Raw genomic sequence first — 17,324 nt, 5'->3', positions numbered from 1 at the left:
CTGGGGCCAGGCTATCAATGGGCCTTGGCCACGCCCTGCAGCACCGTGCTGTTGGCCTGGCTATCGTGGGCCTTGACGATATTGCCCAGGGACACCACGCCCACCAGGCGTTTCTGGCGATTGACCACCGGCAGGCGCCGCAGCTGGATATCGGCCATGTTGCGGGCCACTTCGTCGACCTCCTGGTCGTCGAAGCAATAGCGAATGTCATTGCTCATGACGCTGCTGATCGGCATATCGCAGCTTTGGCCTTTGGCCACGGCACGAATGACGATATCGCGGTCGGTGATCATGCCGACCAGCCGGTCCTCGTTGTTCACCAGGATGGCGCCGCTGTCGATGCTGGCCATCATGTTGGCGACTTCCCGCAGCGTCTGTTCGGGGCGTGCGGTCTGTACATTGCGGGTCATGACTTCAGAGATCTTCATCATGCTTCTCCTCGAAAGGCCGGGCCGCTGTGGCCCGGCATGAAAGGCAAGGGCCCAGGCCCTCGCAGGTAAGGCTCAACGATCAGCTACGACCTTCACGGGCGCCGCCGGGCTGGCCGCCTTTCTTGTTGGCGTCCGATGCTTTCTGCCGGCACTAATTGGGAGTGCCGGTTTTTTTCAAAAGTTGAAATTTGTTCGGCGGCGTACGACGAGTGGTTAGCCGCCTATGAGCGGGCCATCGAGGAAGCCCTGGCGCAAAGGGTCGCCGATCCGCAGGCGTGAGCCGGCAAACCCCGCGCTCAGGCGGGGTTTGCGGGTGCTTCACTGGGTCTTGGATTGCAGGTGCCTGGCCATGTCCAGGTGGTCCTGCAGCTTGGGCAGGGTCTCCTCGGCGAAGGCTTTCAGGTCCGGCTTGTCCGAAGACGCCACTTCTTTCTTGAACAACTCCACGGCCTTCTCATGGGCCACTACCTGGTTGTCGGCATAGGCTTTGTCGAAGGACTCGTCGCGCATCTCCAGGATCATTTGCTTGGCCTTGGCCGTCAGCGAGGCTTCGTCCGGGATCTGGATATCGAGTTTTTTCGCCAGCACCCGCAATTCCTGGTTGGCTTTGCTGTGATCACTGATCATCTGCGTGGCAAATGCCTTGACGTCCGCGGAGGCGCTTTTTTCCAGGGCCAGCTTGCTGCTTTCGATTTCATTGATCCCGGCTTGCGCGGCCTCTTCGACAAAGTCGCTGGAGCTCATCGCCATTGCACTTGAAAGGCTTCCTGCGCTCAGCAGGAACAACAGGCTCATTCGTTTCATCAGCAGGTTGTTCATGTTCTTTCTCCATTCGTGGCACGACAGGTGTCGCCTGACGGTTGATAGAGAACCTGCGGCAAAGGTTTAAATTATTTCCCGGTTTTTCGACCACCCGCAGGCAAGCCTGGCCCGCTTCGATCCGTAGGCCGCGCGCGTGCCGGGTTCAGCCAGGTATGACTCAGCGGCTGCAACGCTGGCGAATGACCCGCGCCGCTTCATCCGCGAGGATCTGGTAGAGCGCCGGGGAAGGGTGGAAGCCGTCCCCGGCCATCAGGCTGGCGGCCGGCTGGAAGCGGGTCGCCAGCAATGCGCAGCGATCCTGGCCGGCCAGCAGTTCGACCAGCAGGCTGTTGAAACGCCGGGCCCTGAGGCCCAGGTACCAGCGCAGCGGCTGGGGCAGGGCGGGGAACAGGTGCATGGGCGGCACGGGCAGGAAGACGATGTGCCGGGCCTCGAAGCGCTCGCTCAAGAGTACGATCAGGCGCGAGATCCGCGCCTGCCATTCGGCCGCGGCGATGCGGCTGGTGACGTCGTTGACGCCGATGGACACCAGGGCCACATCGAAGGGCTCGGCCGGGCCGTCCTCCAACAGCTGGAACAACTGTCGCGAGTCCAGCCCGGACTGTGCCCGCAGCTGCCATGACAGCTGGAAGTCGCCGGCGAGGCCAGCCACCAGCCGGCCGGCAATCGCCTCGTCCTGGGTAAGGGCGCCCACGCCCGCCGCCGCGGAGTCGCCGAGGATCAACAGGCGCAGGGCCGGCCCGCTGGCGTCGGCGTGCCTGCCTTGGCGCGGGCCTTCGGCCTCCGGCAACCTGGGGGTGACCCAGCGGGTGTACAGGCCCTGGGCGAGTAACAGCGGCCCCAGGGCCACCTTGGCGAACACGTCAGTCATGGGCAGCTACTCAGAAGGCATATTGCAGACGAGTGTAGTAGTAGCCGCCAGTGAAGCCGAAGGGCGAATAACTGCCCCAGTTGTCGCCGAACGACGAGTTGCTGACGCCGATAGGGTCGGGGTACTTGTCGAACAGGTTCTGCGCGCCCACCGCCACGGTCAGTTGCTTGTCGAAGGCATAGGCCACGTCCAGGTCGGTGATCCACTTGGCCGAGTATTCGCGGTCCAGGTCCGGGTTGCTCGAACTGTTGACCTCGGTGTAGGTGCCGTAGCGGGTCAGTCGCAGGTTGACGTCGAAGTCGCGGATCGCCCAGTCGGCGGAGAAAATCATCTTGCTGCTGGGGGAGGTCTTGGTGAGCAGCGCCCGCGACTGGCGCCCGAGCAGCTGGAAGTTGCTGCCCAGGGCGCTCAGTTGCGCGGGGGTGTCGCTGACGCTGAGGATTTGCGTGTGGTTGTAGTTCAGCGCCGCGGTCCATTTCACCGAGCCGTAGCGGGCCAGGTTCTGCCGGTAATTGCCCACCACATCGACCCCGGAGGTGCGGGTGTTGGCGCCGTTGGTGAAGTACTGCGCGCCAGCGGTGGCGGGCACGCCGATGCTGTCGAGCAGGGCGGCCACTCCCGGGCCCTGGAAGCGTTCGCTGAGCACCAGGCGGTCGCGCAGGTTGATCACGTAGCCGTCCACGGTCAGGCTCAGGTCTTCGCTGGGGGTCAGGGCAAACCCCAGGCTGAAGTTGGTCGAGCGCTCCGGTTTCAGGGACTGCGCCCCCAGCGCCTGGGCGCCGGCCGAGTCCACCGGCAGGATCACATAGTTGTAGGACTGGTAGACGCCATTGATGGTGTCGAAGCCGGTCGAGCGCGCGGTGAAGATCTGGTTGGCCAGGGACGGCGCGCGAAAGCCGTTGCTGATAGTGCCGCGCAGCGCAAACACCGGGTTGAACTCATAGCGGGTGCTGAGCTTGCCGCTGCGGGTGGCGCCCACACCTTCGTTGTAGTGCTCGTAGCGCGCGGCGACGCCCACATACCACTGCGCCACGGGGTAGAAACCCAGGTCGATGTAGCTGGCGACGCTGTTGCGGCTGATCTTCTGCTCATCCTCGGGGCTGATGCCATTGGTCACCTGGGCGCCCGGATCGGGGCGTTGCCCGGCGCGCGGGTGGCCGGCGGGAAACACATAGCCGCCATCGAGATAGGAGGCCTCGGAGCCAGCACGGGTCTCATAGCTTTCGCGCCGGTGCTCGAAGCCGAAGGCCAGGTCCAGCGGCTTGGCCAGGCCGATCTCGTAGCTGCGCTTCAGATCCAGGTTGCTGGTCAACTGGTCGGCGATGTAGATGCCGGAGGTGAACTTGTTCGGGGTGTTTTCCCCCAGGGACGGGTTCTGGTTGTCGTAGGTGCGCTGCTTGGCGTAGTTGCGCCCGTAGGTACTGCTCAGGTCCCAGGCCCAGCCGCCGAAGTCCCCGCCCTTGGCGCCGAACGCCGACTGGAAATCGGTTTCGTTGATCAGCCAATAGGGGCTGTAGCCGTTGGGGTAACCATTGGGGCCGGTGGTGATGGTGTTGCGGCCATTGGGCAGGCGGAAGTTCTGGCCGTCGTTGTTCTCCCGGGTCGCCAGGGTCGAGAACGAATACAGGGTCACGGCGTCGTTCAGCGGCAGGTCGAGGTTGTAGCCGACATCGGCCTGCTGGCTGCGGGGCAGGCCGTAGCCCTTGTAGGTGTGGTGGCTGGCATCGGCCTCGCGCGGGTCGGGCGAGCCGTCGGCCAGCGGGTAGTAATGGCGGCTGTAGCCGTTGCTGCCGGCCTTGTTGTCGCGCTCCTGGTAACGGCTGTCGAGGGAGACATTCAGCACCCCGGCCTCGCCGACCTGGAAGCCGTAGTTGAGCGCCTCCTGGGCGGTGCCGCGCTTGCCGTCGTAGCCCTGGCCGAGGGTAGTGTCGGAACTGCCGCCGGTGGTCTGCTTGAGGATGATGTTGATCACCCCGGAAATCGCGTCCGAGCCGTACTGCGCCGCGGCGCCGTCGCGCAGCACCTCGATATGGTCGATGGACGCCACCGGGATCAGGTCGAGGTCGCTGGGCGCCGCGCCGCTGTTGATGCCGTTGATGTTCAAGGTGGCGCTGGTGTGCCGGCGCTTGCCGTTGACCAGCACCAGCACATGGGAGGCGGTGAGCCCGCGCAGGGTCGCCGAGCGCACCACGCCGCTGGCGTCCCAACCGGCGCGGTCGGGCAGGTTGAAGGACGGAATGAACTTGCTCAGCGCTTCCAGCAGGCTGGGTTTGCCCACCGCGCGCAGTTGTTCGCCGGTGACCACGTCGATCGGCGTCGGGCTGGTGGTCACGGTGCGTTCGGCGGTGCCACGGTTGCCCGTGACCACCACCGTATCGAGGGTCGGCGAGGCGCTTTCGGCGGCCGCCAGGTTGAACCAAGCCAGGCCGCCGGCAATCGACAGCGGCAGCAGTAACGGGCGAAACGCAGGCACGGCGTGTTGGACGGTTGAGCTGGGCATAAGCATGAAGCTCCTGAATGTCGGGGTGTCACTGCTTGCGCGCGGCGACGGCTTCGATTTCCACCAGGCCGCCGGGCAGCGGCAGGGCGACCACCTGCACCGCGGTGCGCGCCGGCTTGTGCGGCTGCTCGGCGCTGCCGAAGAACGGCGTATAGCCTTGCTGCAACCCGGCGAAATCCAGCTTGCCGCCCTTGGCCGGGTCGCCCACCAGGAACACCCGCAGCTGGATCACGTCCCCCAGGTCCAGGCCCTGGCTGTGCAGCACGCCCTTGAGCTTGTTGAGGATCGAGGTGGTCTGGGTCGCGGTGTCGCCGTAGGCGGCAAAGGAGTCCTTCGGCGCTTGCGGGTCGTGCAGGTCGGCGAGCAGGCCGCTGACGAACAGCAAGTCGGTCTGCGCCGGCACCGCCACCGCCAGGGAAATCGGAAAGTTGGAATTGGGCAGGGCGATGCGCTTGATCTCGTCGGCGTGGCTGAGGCTGGTGAAGGCGGTGGCGGTCATAAGCAGTCCTGCGAGCAGTGTGGCGGTTTTCATCGGACGGTCCTTTTTGCTGTGGAGAAAAGGGCGGAAAAATCAGGCGGCAACGCCCGGTTGCAGGCGTTCGGCATGGCGGCCGATCAGGCTGACGATGCGTCGCGCCGAATCGGCGGCGCTGTTCTGCCAGATGCCGACGCCGCCATGGGCCAGGGCATCACTGGCCAGGTAGGTACGGCCCTGGGGCTGGTTGAGGATGTGGTAGGCCTGTTCGCCGACCTCGTCGTTGACGATCCACGGGCCTTTGCTGAAGGGCACCTTGGACCAGTTGATGGCCACCGGTTTTTGCAGCTTGGCGCTGTGCCCGGGGTGCAGCAGCTCGACGGCCTGGCGCGAGGAGGCGAACTGCTCGGCCAGGGATTTCTGGCTGAAGGCCTGGGCCGCCGCGCTGGTGTTGTAGGCGGCGATAAGGATGCCCTGGGCGCTGTTCAGCCGGTCGCTGGGGTACCACAGGCCTTTGACCTCGTGGTCCAGGTAGGACAGCCCGCCGAAGATGTTGAAGTCGGTTTCCCAGAAGCGCGGCGACTGCCAGGCCACCTTGTTCGCTTGGTCGCTCTGGGCGCTGAGGATCGCCTGCTTGAATGGCGTGCTGAAGTTGTTCGGCAGCCGGGCCAGCAGCGGCAGGGGCACCGTGACGATGGCGTAGTCGGCGCTCAGGGTCTGGCTCTTGCCGGTCTGGCGGTCCTTGTAGGTGATGCGGCTGCCAAGCTCTGCGGTCTGGATGTCGCTGACTTCGGCGTGAAAGCGCACCGCATCCTTGAGCTTGTCGTAGAACGCCAGGGGAATGCGGTCCATGCCGCCCACCGGCTGGAACATGGTCGAGGAAAACTCGGGGATTTCATCGAACACCAGCGCGCCCCAGAGCTTGGGGTTGAGCAGGGTCTGCAACTCCAGCGGCGCCCGGGTGATGCCAGTCTGGTCGCCGGCGCCGGGCAGGCGGGTGTAGCCCGAACGCACCGAGCCCTTGTATTGGAAGTCGGCGTTGAGGTCGCCATAGACCTTGAGAAAATTCAGCAGCGCCTGGCGGTCGTCGGCGCTCAGGTCCTGGTCCAGGGCCTTGCGGCTGACGCTGCGCGCCAGCAGTTCGGACAGCTGGCCACGGCTGTCGTTGACCGCCTGGCGCAGCTGGAACGCCGGCTGCCGGGCGTCGGGCAAGGCCAGGGCATTGCGGCTGCTGTTGACCAGCACTTGCAGCTCGACGCCCAGCTCGCGGCAATAGCCGAGAAGGGTCTGGTGATGGCTGGGAATACGCGCCGGGCCGGCGTTGAAGAACTGGCCCTCATCGAAGTCCACAGTCTGGCTGACGCCGTCGTCGAAATCGACCTTGGTGCCGCGGCGCAGGGTCCAGTTGCGTCCGCCCACACGCTCGCGGGCCTCGAGAATGGTCACGCTGAAACCGGCCTTGCGCAGTTCATAGGCGCTGACCAGCCCGGAAATGCCGGCGCCGACCACCACCACATGCTTGCCTTTGCCGCTGCTGCCCAGTTGCAGCGGGTCGAAGCTCGCCGCCATCGCCTTGGGCGCAAGCCCCAGGGCATCGAGGGCGCCGACGGCGGCGGAATAACCACCGACGGCGGCGATACGGGAAATCAGTTGCCTGCGGGTAAAAGCCATAAGGTACTCCTTGGCATGTTTGCCGATGAGGGGGTCAGAGGTCGTAGCGCACGGACAGCAAGAGGGTTCGCGGGTCGTTGACCGAGTAGTAACGGGCGCCGCTGGACGGCACGTAGCCCACCGACTGCGGGTAGGCGCGGTCGAGCAGGTTTTTCACCGCCAGGGTGGTGGTCCAGTGGCCGTCGCCGGAGATGTAGCGGGTGTTGGCGTTCCAGAAGGTCTGCCGGGGGATTTCCTGGATGTCGTCGTTCAGCGCGTTGGCGTAGGACCTGGTCTGGAACTGCGCATCGGTGCCGGCCAGCCAGGTGCCGGGCAGGCCGGCGGGGATGCTGTAATTGAGGCCGACACTGGTGTTCCCGCGCGGTGAGAACACCAACTGCTTGCCGTTGGCGTCGACCCCGGCGCCGCTGGCGTTCTCGAAGTCGTCGTACTGGCTTTGCAGGTAGCCGAGGTTGAAGGTCAGCTGCAGGTCATGGGTCAGGGCGCTGAGGGTTTCCAGCTCGACCCCGTAGGTGTGGGCCTGGCCGACATTGGTGCGCAGGCTGACGCCCAGCGCCGGGTCGTAGGCATTGGTCTGCAGGTCCTTGTAGTCGTTGTAGAACAGCGCCAGGTTGGCCCGCAGGCGGCGGTCGAAGAAGTCGCCCTTGAAGCCGGTTTCCCAGGTGGTCACGTCTTCCGGGGAAAACGCCTGCTCGGCGGCGGCCCGGGTCGGCGCGCGGTTATCGTAGCCACCGGCCTTGAAGCCCTTGGCCACATAGGCGTACTGGTTCAGGTGCGGCGTCCAGGCGTATTCGAAGCCGAGTTTCGGGCTGGTGGACTGCCAGGATTTGCTCGAATCGGCACTGAAATTAGTGCCGGTGATCCGTCGATTGCTGTCGATCGCGTAGTTGTCGTACTCGAAGTTCTTGTGCTCGCGGGTAAAGCGCAGCCCGGCGATCAGCGACAGTTGTGGGGTGATCTTGTAGCTGCCCTGGCCATACAGCGCATAGCTCTCGGTGTGGGTGGTGCTGTACTGGCCCTGACCGATCACCCGGTTGCGCGCCACCGAGTAGGTGAGGTTGTCGCGCTCGGCGTCGAACTGCTCGCGGTACAGGTACAGGCCGGTGCTGAAGCTTAGGTCGTCGTAGTCACCGTTGAGCTGGAACTCCTGGGTGGCGTAGTCCTGCTTGTAGAGGATCAGGTTGTTCTGGATCAGCGCCGCCTGGCCCGAGTTGTCATAGTCCACCGGCTGGTGGAAGGCCGAGTAGGCGGTCACCGACTTGAAGTTCAGGTGCTCGTCGATGGCGTAGATCGCCCGCAGCACCGAGCTGCCCTGGTCGAGGCGGTTCTTCGGATCAAGGCTGCTGTAGCTCTTGAACTTGTCGAAACGGCCGTTGGCATCGAAGGGCGTGTAGCTGGTGGTGTCGCCCCGGTCGAAGGTGCCGGCCAGGGTCAGTTGCACATCCCAGGGCGAATCGTCCGGCTTGTAGCGCAGCTTGCCGCGGTACGACTGGATATCGACGTTGTTCACGTCCTTGCCGCGGGTGGGGTTGGAGACGGTGCCGTCGCGGCTCAGGCGGATCGCCGAAAAGCTGCCGAACAGGGTGTTGTCCACCAGCGGTCCGCTGATCAGCAGGCGGCCGTTGCGGGCGTCGTAGTCACCGGCGCCGAGTTCGAGGAAACCCCGGGTTTCCTGGGTCGGGTCGCGGGTGATCACGCGGATCGCCCCGGCGCTGCTGTTGCGTCCGTACAGGGTGCCCTGGGGGCCGCGCAGCACCTCGACGCGCTCGACGTCATTGAAATCGAGCATCGAGGAAATCGCCCGTGGGATGTACAGGTCGTCGGCGTAGACCGCCACGGCCGCTTCCTGGATCGGATCGGTCTCGCCGATGCCACGGATGCCGTAGGTCTGCGCGCTGTAGGAGATCGACTGGCGGCTGAGGGTGAGGTTCGGCACCTGCCCGGAGAGGTCGCGGATGCTCTTGATCTGCTTGTCTTCCAGGGCTTTTTCATCGAACGCGGAGATCGCCAGCGGGGCCTTTTGCAGGTCCTCGGCATGGTGCTCGGCGGTGACGGTGACCACCGGCAGCGCAGCCTTGTCGGTGCTTTCTTCGGCGTGGGCCGGCAATCCGGCCAGGTTCAGCGAGACGCCGGCGCTCAGGGAGACAGCCAGCGTCAGGCGGTGTGCGGTGAAGTGCTGCATGGTGAACCCCAGGTGTGTAGGTTGGCGTTGTTTTTTTCCGGGCAAGGCTGCGCCGGGGCCATGCTTGGAAAGCCATGGCGGCGGGGGGCTTGGGCCGGTTTTCAGGTTCGGGTGGAGCTATTGACCGTGGAGTGGTGTCGGCCGGAAAAAATGCAGTTCCGTGGGCCTCCACCTGGTCGGGTGGTCGGTGCTGGATGTAACAGTATTTGTATAAATACGCCGTGTAAAAGTCTGAATAGTTATAAGTTAATTATAAAAATATGTAATTTAATGCGATTAATAAATGCGTATTTCTGATGTTTATTTTGAGGGGTTCACGAAATCGCGGGCAAGTCGGATCGCCGCCCGCTCGCTCCTACGGACAGTAGCGTCTGTAGGAGCAAGCGGGCGGCGAGCGGCTTTGCAGCGGCTGGCGCTAGAGGCTAATAACCGCGCTCGAGATTCGCCGGGTTCTCCAACGGCTGCCCGGCAAGAAAACGCTCGAGGTTGGCCAGGAAACCGTCGGCGATCTCATGCCGGCTGTTGGTGGAAACCGACGAGGTATGGGGCGACAGCCGCACCCTGGGATGGCTGTACAGCCGATGGCCGGCCGGCAGAGGTTCGGGTTCGGTGACGTCCAGCGAGGCCAGGCCGATGTGCCCGCTGTCCAGGGCCGCGAGCAGGGCGTCCTGGTCCAGCAGGCCGCCGCGGGCGATGTTGATCAGGTGCAGGCCGGGCTTGGCGCTGGCCAGCACCTCGCGGTCGACGATATGCCGGGTCGCTTCGGTCAAGGGCGCCGCCAGCACCAGATGGTCGCTACGGGCGAACAGCTCATGGATATCCCGCGCCGCCTGCACGCCCTCGACCTCGAACGGCGCCTGGCTCTGGCGCAGGGCAAGCACATTCAGGCCCAGGGCCCGGGCCTTGCCCGCCAGGCTGCGACCGATCGCGCCAAAGCCGAGAAGCCCCAGGGTGCTGCCCTTGAGCGGGGTCAGCGCGGTGAAGTTCCACTGCGGGTCATGCACCCAGATCTGCGGCAGGTGCTTGGCCGCGGCGAAGATCGCGGCCAGGGCGAACTCGGCGATGTTCTCGGCCCCGCTGCCGCGCAAGGTGCTGACCGGCGGGCCGTTGAACAGCCACCGGGGATAGAAGTCGATGCCCGACGACACCACCTGGATCCAGCGCAGCGCATAGGGCCAGCCCGGAGGCGGGGTGTCCGGCGCGAGGTAGCCGCGGACATTGATCGGTCGCGCCAGCAGGATGCCGACCTCGGCCGGCAGGTCGCTGGGCACCCCGGCGGGCGCGTCGAGCACCTTGGCCCCCGGGTGAGTCAGCGCCAGGCGCTGGCGGATCACTGCGTTGAAGTCGGCATCCAGTTGGCTGGCGATAACGAGTGGGGTCATGACTTGTCCTTGTTCTGGCGCTGGGCGAATACCGCCTTGCCGACACCTTGCAGCACGGCATCGTTCTGCGGGGTGTGGACACGACCGCAGAGCACATCGCGGTAATGCCGTTGCAGCGGGCTGTGGCGCGACAGGCCGGGGTTGCCGCAGGCCTCGATGGCCAGCTCGACGGCGCGAATCGCGTTGCCGGTCACCAGGTACTTCAGTTGCGCGGCGTTGCTCGCCGGCGTGCGGCCTTCGGCGGCGGAATCCAGCAGGCTGCGATTGGCGAACAGCAGGGTATCGATATGGCCGAGGGTTTCCTGGAAGCGCGGCAGGGTTGCCAGTGCCGCGCCGAGGTTGGACGGCTTGCGTTGTTCCAGCCAGCCCACCAGCCAGTCCCGCGCGGCCTGGGCGATGCCGTCGTAGACCGCCGACAGCAGCACCGCCATCCACAGGAATCCATCGCCATCCAGCTCCGGTTGCGGCGCGCTCCAGGGGCTGACGCTGACGGCGTGGTCCAGCGGCACCAGCACGTTGTCGAACAGCACTTCGTGGCTGCAGGTGGCGCGCATGCCCAGGTGGTCCCAATCCTCGACGATACTGATGCCGGGGGTGTCCTTGTGCACCAGCCAGGCGCCGACCAGCGGGTCTTCGTCGGTGCTGCGGGCCCAGACGCTGAACCAGCTCAGGCCATGGCTGCCGGTGGAGTAGATCTTGCGCCCGCTGATGCGCCAGCCGGCGGCGGTGCGCCGGGCGATGGTCGCCGGCAGGCCGCCGCGGGCCGGGGTGCCAAGGTCGGGCTCGACCCGCAGGGCATTGATCAAGGCGCCGTCGCGCACCGCGTCGGCGGCCACCCGCAGGCGCAGGGCTTCGGGCCAGCTCTTGCTGTCTTGCAGGCGCGAATGCTGCAGGTACTGCATCACCAGGATCAGCGCGGTGGAGGGTTCGCCCTTGGCCACCGCGCTGATCACCTTACGCGCCTGGGCCAGGCTGGCGCCACCACCGCCCAGGTGCTTGGGCACCGTCAGGGCCAACAGGCCGTGCTGATGCAGCAGGGCAAAGTTGTCCCGGGGAAAGGCGCCGCTCTGGTCATACAGGTGGGCCGTGGCGCCGAGTTGCTGGCCGAGGCCTTGCAGCAAGGCGTCGAAGTCGCCGACTTCGACCGGGTGCAGCAAAGGCGGCAGGGGAGAAGAAAGACTCATGGTGACTTCACTCGATCAAGGAGGCTGGGAGCCGGTTCATAGCGGCAGCAAGGCAAAACTTCGGTCCCACAGGGGACTGACGTCGAGCCGTTCGCTGAGCACGCCGGCGTCGAAGAACAGGTCGGCGACTGCCTGCTGCGAGGCGATGGCCTGGTCGTTGACGGCGATGATCCGCGACGGCTGGCTGCGGTTGTTGTACATGTCGAGAAACACCGCCTTGTCGACGCCCAGCAACTGCGCCGACTTGCTCGCCCAGGGCCCGGGGTTGTCGTTGATCCACTCCAGGGTGCGCGCCTGGCGCTGGATATAGTCCTGAATCGCCTGCTTGCGCAGCGGCTCTTCCAGGGCCGCGGGCCGCGCGGCGATCAGGTAGTTGCCGGACAGGTAGCCCAGGGCGGTCTTCAGTACCCGGGCGCCGCTGCGGAATTTCGCCAGCTGGATAAACACGCCATAGATCACCCAGGCATCGAGCTGGCCACTCTGGAAGGCGCTGAACCCATCCTGGGGCGTGAGCGCCACCGCGGTGATGTCGTTCATGCTCAGGCCCTGTTCCTTCAAGGCCTTGATCAGGAAGTAGTGCGAGGTGGTGGAGCGCACATAGCCGACCCGCTTGCCGCGCAATTGGCCGACCGACTCGACCTTCGAGTCCTTGGGAATCAGGAACACCTGGTTGTTCACGTCGCCTTGCAGCACCGCGATCAGGCGTGGCTGGCGATGGCTCTGGATCGAGAAGATCGGCGGGATCTCGCTCATCCCGCCGACGTCCAGGCTGCCCGAGGCCAAGGCCTCGACGATCAGGTTGCCGCCGGCGAACTCCGAGTATTCGACTTTATAGGGGGTATCGGCGGTGCCGGCGTCCTCGACGAAGTAGGAGTCCTGCCCACGGTAGGTGGCGACTCCCAGGGTCAGGTCGGCAAGGCTGTTGCCCTGGGCGAATACCCGTGGCGCAAACCCCAGCGATGACAAACCCAAGGCGCCGAGGGCCAGCGAGCTGGCGGTGAGGAATCCGCGACGGTTGAGGTATTCGCTCATGCCACGGCCTCGCTCTGGGTTGCTCTGGCCTGGGATGGCTTGGCGTAGCGGTTGACCGGCACCGGCAGGCCGAGGTTGTCGCGCAGGGTCTGGCCGCTGTATTGGTCACGGAGCAGGCCGCGTTGTTGCAGCACCGGCACCACCCGTTCGGTGAAGTACTGCAGGCCGTCCGGCAGCAGCGAGTTGATGATGAAGCCGTCGGCTGCGCCGCCTTCGAACCATGTTTGAATGGCATCGGCAACCTGCTCGGGGGTGCCGACGAAGTCGCGCCGTGGTCGTGAGAAGCGCAGAGCCACTTCGCGCAAGGTCAGGCCCTCATCCCTGGCCAGCTGCTTGATCCGCTCCGAGCCGCCTTTCTGGCTGTTGGCGCCGAGGTCGCCGAGTTCGGGGAAGGGCCCGTCCAGCGGGTACTGGCTGAAGTCATGGTCGTTGAACGGCCGGCCGAGAGCGACGATCGCATCTTCAATGCTCACCAGCGCTACCGCCTGCTGGTAACGCTCTTCGACTTCTGCGGCATCGCGGCCAACGATCGGGCGGATGCCGGGCAGGATCGACAGCAGCTGTGGATCGCGGCCAAAGCCGGCGGCGCGGCGCTTCAGGTCCTGATAATAGGCACGGGCTTCGTCGAAGCCCTCGGAATTGACGAAAATCGCATCGGCATTTTCGGCGGCGAAATTGCGCCCATCCTCGGAGGTGCCGGCCTGGAAAATCACCGGCTGGCCTTGCCGGGAGCGCGCGATGTTCAGCGGGCCCTTCACCGAGAAGAACTCGCCCTTGTGCTCCAGGGCATGCAGCTTGCCGGGAGTGAAGAACTCGCCGCTGTGCTTGTCGTAGGCGAAGGCGTCGTCTTCCCAGGAGTCCCACAGGCCCTGGACCACCGCCACATGTTCCTTGGCGATGCGGTAGCGCACGGCGTGGGGCGGGTGCTCGGCCTTGCCGAAGTTGTCGGCGGTGCCGCTGAGCCAGGAGGTGACTACGTTCCAGCCGGCGCGACCGCCGCTGATATGGTCCAGCGAGGCGAGTTGGCGGGCGACCTGGAACGGCTCGCTGTAGCTGACGGTGACAGTGGCCACCAGGCCGATATGCCGGGTGCTGGCGGCCAGGGCCGAGAGGATGGTCAGCGGCTCGAAGCGGTTGAGGTAGTGCGGGCTGGATTTTTCATGGATGTGCAGGCTGTCGGCGATGAACACGAAGTCGAACTTCGCCGCCTCGGCCAACTGCGCCTGCTGCTTATAGAAGTCGAAGTTCACGCTGGCGTTGGCCAGGGCCCGCGGGTGGCGCCATTCGCCCCAGCCGTGACCGACGCCATGGACCATCGCGCCGAGTTTCAATTGACGTTGTTTGCTCATGGTGGTGCTCCTGAATCCGTAGCCTGGTTAGCGGGATGCCTGGTTGAGTTGCACGCGCGGGGCGTTGAAGCTCTTGTCGAAGCCCTGGGAAACGTCGATGGGCCGGGTGAGGATGCCTTCCTCGCGGTAGATGTCCGCGGTGGTTTGCAGGCCGCCGATGACCTGGTCGTCGATCGCCACCGGCTGCATGTGCGTGGCCTTGGCCACCGCCAGGTGCACCGCCAGCGGCAGGCCGGTGACCTGGGCCTGGGCGGCGGCGAACTCCTGGGGATGGGCATTGGTCCAGCGGTAGGCGCGATCGACCCGGGCGACGAAGTCTTCGAGCTGCTGGCGTTTGTCGGTGATGGCCTGGCGGGTGGCGGCCAGGTACAGATGGTTGCTCAGCAGGCTGTCGCCGCTGGCCAGCACCTTGGCCTGGCTCTGGGTGGTGGCGATGGTGGTGTAGGGGTCCCAGGTCGACCAGGCGTCGGCGCTGCCGTTGTCCAGGAGAATGCGCGACTCGCTGGGCAGCAGGTAGATGAACTGCACGTCCCGGGTGCTCAGGCCGACACTGCGCAGGGCCTTGATCGCCAGGAAGTGGCCGATGGAACCACGGGTGGTGACGATGCGCTTGCCCTTGAGGTCGCGGGCGTCGTTCAGCGGCGAATCCCTGGGCGCGAGAATGGCCGTGGTGTAGCGCCCCTCGGCGTGGACGATGCTGACCACCTTGAGCGGTGCGCCAGCGCCGAGGGCGAACACATAGGGCGCATCGCCCAGGGCGCCGATGTCCACGGCGCCGGCATTCAGCGCTTCGCCCAGGGGTGCGGCGGCGGGGAACTCGGAGAACTGGATTTCATAAGGCACGTCCTGCAGCTCGCCGGAGACTTGCAGCAAGACCTTGATCGTGGATTTCTGATTGGCCACCCGCAGCGGTTGCAGGTCGGCGGCCTGCACCGTGGCGGCGAGGCAGAGAGTGACAGCCAGCAACAGCGGGGTGATGAAGGGCAGGGTAACGCGCATGACGACAGGCTCCAGGCGGGTGTCGGTGGTTGGGGGTCACCTCCGCCTGGAGAAAGGGGTCGGTCCGGGTGTTGCGTCGGCTGGCTCATGACCGCTGAAGGCACATGAGCCGGGCTTCAATTCACAGGGTTCAGATCACATAAAAACCGTGGGTGCCGTCGCGGGCCAGTTGCTCCACCAATCCGAACTCCCAGTCCAGGTAGGCTTGCATGGCTTCGTGGGGGTTGTCGGTGCCCTCGTAGGGCCGGCGATAACGGTCGATGCGCGGCGAGGCCAGGCGGGTTTCGCCCGTCTCCAGCGGCAGCTGCGCGGCGATCCAGCTGGCGGTGCCCTGGTGCAGTAGGAATACCGCCTTGCCAGTCAGGGCCTCGACCTCGGCGACTGCCAGCCGTGCCAACTGGCTGCTGCCGCAGGTCAGCACATAACGCTCGGCGGGCGGCAGCTTGGCCAGGACCTGCGGCAACTGCGCGCGCAAGGCCCACCAGGCCCCCGGGATATGCCGCTTGACGTAGTTGGCGCTGCTGGTGAAATCCAGCACCAGAGTGTCGCCTTCGCCCAGCCATTGGGCCAGGGTGTCGGGGCTGATTTCCTCGGCCTGGCGCGGCGCGGGCACCGGGGCCTGCCAGGGGCCTTGTTCGCTGAAATGTGCGGGCTGCAAGTCGTCCAGCACGTACACCTGCCAGCCCAGCTGCGCCAGCCAGGAGGCGGACATATTGGCGCGCACGCCATCGTCGTCCACCAGCACCAGGCGCGCGCCGCGCACACTGGCGAAATGATCGGTTTCCTGTACCAGTTGTCCGCCGGGGGTGGAGCGGGCCGTGGGCAGGTGGCCGGCCTCGAATTCTTCCGCGGTGCGCACGTCGAACAGGTAGGTGCTGCGCTGCGTTTCCTGCTGCCAGCGTTGCAGATCGCCGAGGCTGGCGCGGCCCACTCGTGCCTTGTCGGCCACCCGCCGGGCGTCTTGGGCGGCGCTGTCTCGATGAGCTTCGCTGGTCGCAGCGAAGCGCCGCGACTGGCCATGCTCCAGCGTTTGCCCGGCCAGGGTCCAGCCGATGGTGCCGTTGCGCAGGGCGGCCACCGGGTTGGCGATGCCGGCATTGATCAGCGACTGGGTGCCGATGATGCTGCGGGTGCGTCCGGCGCAGTTGACGATGATCCGGGTCGCCGGGTCCGGCGCCAGCTCGCGGGCGCGCAGCACCAGCTCCGCCCCCGGCACGCTGATGCCACGGGGAATGCTCATGGTCTGGTATTCGTCGAAGCGCCGGGCGTCGAGCACCACCAGGTCCGCCTGGCTGTCGAGCAGGGCCTGGACTTCTTCCGCCGCCAGGGACGGCGTATGCCGTTGGCTCTCTACCAGTTCGCCGAAGGCCTTGCTCGGCACATTGACGTCGATGAACAACTCGCCACCGGCGTCGCGCCAGCCTTGCAGGCCGCCCTCAAGCAGGCTGACGTTGCTGTAGCCCAGCGCTTGCAGACGTTGCACGGCACGTTCCGCCAGGCCTTCGCCATGGTCATAGAGAGTGATCTGGGTATCGCGTCGGGGAATCCGCGCATACACCTCCAGCTCCAGTTTCGACAGCGGGATATTGGCGGCGAACAGCGGATGCCCCTGGGCGAAGGGTGCCTCTTCGCGCACATCGACGAGGGCCAGCTCTTCACGGTTCAGCAGCGCCTGGCGGATCTGCGGGTAGGAGCGGGTAGGTGCTGTGCTCATAGGGCTTGGCTCTCTTTGGACAGGTCCCAGATATTGGGCAGGTAGGCGTTGGAATAACCGGAAATGAACAGTTTTTCGCTGCCGTCGCTCTGGTACACCGCGCGGCGCACGGCACCGATATTGGCGCCGTAGACATGGATGCTGATGGACACCTGGTCGTCGAAGGCGTTGCTGACCTGATGGATGTCACCGATCTTCGGCGACACCGCCTCGACCTGGCCGGGCAGCAGCTGGATTCGCTGGCCCTCGGCCCGCAGGCTGCCGTCGCTCTGGCGGGCAAAGCCCTGGGAATACTCCGCGCCGCGCAACATACCGATCAGCCCCCAGACCCGGTGGTCGTGGATCGGCGTGCGTTGCCCCGGCCCCCAGACAAAACTGACGACGCTGAAGCGCTGCCGGGAATCGGCGTGCAGCAGGTACTGTTGATAGCGCTCCGGGTCGGGGCGGGCGAAGTCTTCGGGCAACCAGTCGTCATGGCTGACCAGCTGGGCCAGCAGCTTGCCGCCGCGGTGCAGCAGATCGCCTTCGCGAGGATTGCTGTCGATCAGCTCCGCCAGGGCGCCTATGAATGCTCTGAGTCTCTCCGGGTGTCGGGCCTGGGTCATGGCGATTCCGTGGTCGTGGTCTAAGTTCGATATCAGGATTTAAGCATAATGATTTTTCTTAATATGCTATTTTTTTATGATTAGGTTATAGCTGAAAGGAATTTAGA

General features: G+C 65.3%; 14 protein-coding genes. All 14 read right to left on the bottom strand.

Features of this window, described 5'->3' with window-relative positions; all coding sequences use genetic code 11:
• Window positions 1-14: 14 nt before the first annotated feature.
• A complete protein-coding gene (locus AC3RCP_RS16540) occupies window positions 15-428 on the bottom strand; it encodes a CBS domain-containing protein (RefSeq protein ID WP_007925499.1) in 414 nt (137 codons plus the stop codon).
• Window positions 429-749: 321 nt separating this feature from the next.
• Window positions 750-1,250, bottom strand: a complete 501-nt coding sequence (locus AC3RCP_RS16535) for a DUF4142 domain-containing protein (protein WP_101338034.1) — start codon at window positions 1,248-1,250, stop codon at window positions 750-752.
• 160 nt (window positions 1,251-1,410) lie between these two features.
• Window positions 1,411-2,124 (bottom strand): SGNH/GDSL hydrolase family protein, encoded by a 714-nt coding sequence (locus AC3RCP_RS16530; protein WP_101338033.1) that lies wholly within the window; start codon window positions 2,122-2,124, stop codon window positions 1,411-1,413.
• A 10-nt stretch (window positions 2,125-2,134) separates the two neighbouring features.
• On the bottom strand, window positions 2,135-4,624 hold the full coding sequence (locus AC3RCP_RS16525; RefSeq protein ID WP_492570426.1) for a TonB-dependent receptor plug domain-containing protein: 2,490 nt from the start codon (window positions 4,622-4,624) through the stop codon (window positions 2,135-2,137).
• Between the two features lie 28 nt (window positions 4,625-4,652).
• Window positions 4,653-5,156 (bottom strand): RidA family protein, encoded by a 504-nt coding sequence (locus AC3RCP_RS16520; protein ID WP_492570425.1) that lies wholly within the window; start codon window positions 5,154-5,156, stop codon window positions 4,653-4,655.
• Between the two features lie 39 nt (window positions 5,157-5,195).
• Complete coding sequence (locus tag AC3RCP_RS16515; protein ID WP_101338030.1) at window positions 5,196-6,770, bottom strand: flavin monoamine oxidase family protein; 1,575 nt, start codon at window positions 6,768-6,770, stop codon at window positions 5,196-5,198.
• A 34-nt stretch (window positions 6,771-6,804) separates the two neighbouring features.
• Complete coding sequence (locus AC3RCP_RS16510) at window positions 6,805-8,952, bottom strand: TonB-dependent receptor (RefSeq protein WP_492570424.1); 2,148 nt, start codon at window positions 8,950-8,952, stop codon at window positions 6,805-6,807.
• Window positions 8,953-9,374: 422 nt separating this feature from the next.
• On the bottom strand, window positions 9,375-10,334 hold the full coding sequence (locus tag AC3RCP_RS16505) for a D-isomer specific 2-hydroxyacid dehydrogenase family protein (RefSeq protein WP_492570423.1): 960 nt from the start codon (window positions 10,332-10,334) through the stop codon (window positions 9,375-9,377).
• Window positions 10,331-11,518, bottom strand: coding sequence for an acyl-CoA dehydrogenase family protein (locus AC3RCP_RS16500; RefSeq protein WP_492570422.1), 1,188 nt, complete (start codon window positions 11,516-11,518; stop codon window positions 10,331-10,333). The genes AC3RCP_RS16505 and AC3RCP_RS16500 overlap by 4 nt, the downstream gene beginning before the upstream one ends.
• A 36-nt stretch (window positions 11,519-11,554) precedes the next feature.
• Window positions 11,555-12,550, bottom strand: a complete 996-nt coding sequence (locus AC3RCP_RS16495) for an ABC transporter substrate-binding protein (protein ID WP_101338026.1) — start codon at window positions 12,548-12,550, stop codon at window positions 11,555-11,557.
• Entirely contained in the window at window positions 12,547-13,899 is a 1,353-nt protein-coding gene (locus AC3RCP_RS16490) for an LLM class flavin-dependent oxidoreductase (RefSeq protein WP_492570421.1), read from the bottom strand. The genes AC3RCP_RS16495 and AC3RCP_RS16490 overlap by 4 nt, the downstream gene beginning before the upstream one ends.
• Before the next feature lie 27 nt (window positions 13,900-13,926).
• Window positions 13,927-14,898, bottom strand: coding sequence for an ABC transporter substrate-binding protein (locus AC3RCP_RS16485; protein WP_492570420.1), 972 nt, complete (start codon window positions 14,896-14,898; stop codon window positions 13,927-13,929).
• 130 nt (window positions 14,899-15,028) lie between these two features.
• The gene (locus AC3RCP_RS16480; RefSeq protein WP_101338023.1) at window positions 15,029-16,612 is read right to left on the bottom strand and encodes a rhodanese-related sulfurtransferase; all 1,584 of its coding nucleotides are present in this window, start codon (window positions 16,610-16,612) and stop codon (window positions 15,029-15,031) included.
• Window positions 16,609-17,217 (bottom strand): cysteine dioxygenase family protein, encoded by a 609-nt coding sequence (locus AC3RCP_RS16475; protein WP_101338022.1) that lies wholly within the window; start codon window positions 17,215-17,217, stop codon window positions 16,609-16,611. Before AC3RCP_RS16475 ends, AC3RCP_RS16480 begins: the two co-directional genes overlap by 4 nt.
• Window positions 17,218-17,324: the final 107 nt, after the last annotated feature.

The organism is Pseudomonas sp. GW822-FHT05A08, assembly GCF_058800485.1.
Note: the sequence above shows the minus strand (reverse complement) of the source record. Positions and strands in the feature narration are given on the sequence as shown.

Bases quoted from the DNA above. Each gene is read 5' to 3' on its own strand.
- AC3RCP_RS16500 (WP_492570422.1), bottom strand. From the start codon at position 11,518: ATGAGTCTTTCTTCTCCCCTGCCGCCTTTGCTGCACCCGGTCGAAGTC.
- AC3RCP_RS16520 (WP_492570425.1), bottom strand. From the start codon at position 5,156: ATGAAAACCGCCACACTGCTCGCAGGACTGCTTATGACCGCCACCGCC.
- AC3RCP_RS16505 (WP_492570423.1), bottom strand. From the start codon at position 10,334: ATGACCCCACTCGTTATCGCCAGCCAACTGGATGCCGACTTCAACGCA.
- AC3RCP_RS16495 (WP_101338026.1), bottom strand. From the start codon at position 12,550: ATGAGCGAATACCTCAACCGTCGCGGATTCCTCACCGCCAGCTCGCTG.
- AC3RCP_RS16540 (WP_007925499.1), bottom strand. From the start codon at position 428: ATGAAGATCTCTGAAGTCATGACCCGCAATGTACAGACCGCACGCCCC.
- AC3RCP_RS16535 (WP_101338034.1), bottom strand. From the start codon at position 1,250: ATGAACAACCTGCTGATGAAACGAATGAGCCTGTTGTTCCTGCTGAGC.
- AC3RCP_RS16515 (WP_101338030.1), bottom strand. From the start codon at position 6,770: ATGGCTTTTACCCGCAGGCAACTGATTTCCCGTATCGCCGCCGTCGGT.
- AC3RCP_RS16530 (WP_101338033.1), bottom strand. From the start codon at position 2,124: ATGACTGACGTGTTCGCCAAGGTGGCCCTGGGGCCGCTGTTACTCGCC.
- AC3RCP_RS16475 (WP_101338022.1), bottom strand. From the start codon at position 17,217: ATGACCCAGGCCCGACACCCGGAGAGACTCAGAGCATTCATAGGCGCC.
- AC3RCP_RS16485 (WP_492570420.1), bottom strand. From the start codon at position 14,898: ATGCGCGTTACCCTGCCCTTCATCACCCCGCTGTTGCTGGCTGTCACT.
- AC3RCP_RS16490 (WP_492570421.1), bottom strand. From the start codon at position 13,899: ATGAGCAAACAACGTCAATTGAAACTCGGCGCGATGGTCCATGGCGTC.
- AC3RCP_RS16480 (WP_101338023.1), bottom strand. From the start codon at position 16,612: ATGAGCACAGCACCTACCCGCTCCTACCCGCAGATCCGCCAGGCGCTG.
- AC3RCP_RS16525 (WP_492570426.1), bottom strand. From the start codon at position 4,624: ATGCCCAGCTCAACCGTCCAACACGCCGTGCCTGCGTTTCGCCCGTTA.
- AC3RCP_RS16510 (WP_492570424.1), bottom strand. From the start codon at position 8,952: ATGCAGCACTTCACCGCACACCGCCTGACGCTGGCTGTCTCCCTGAGC.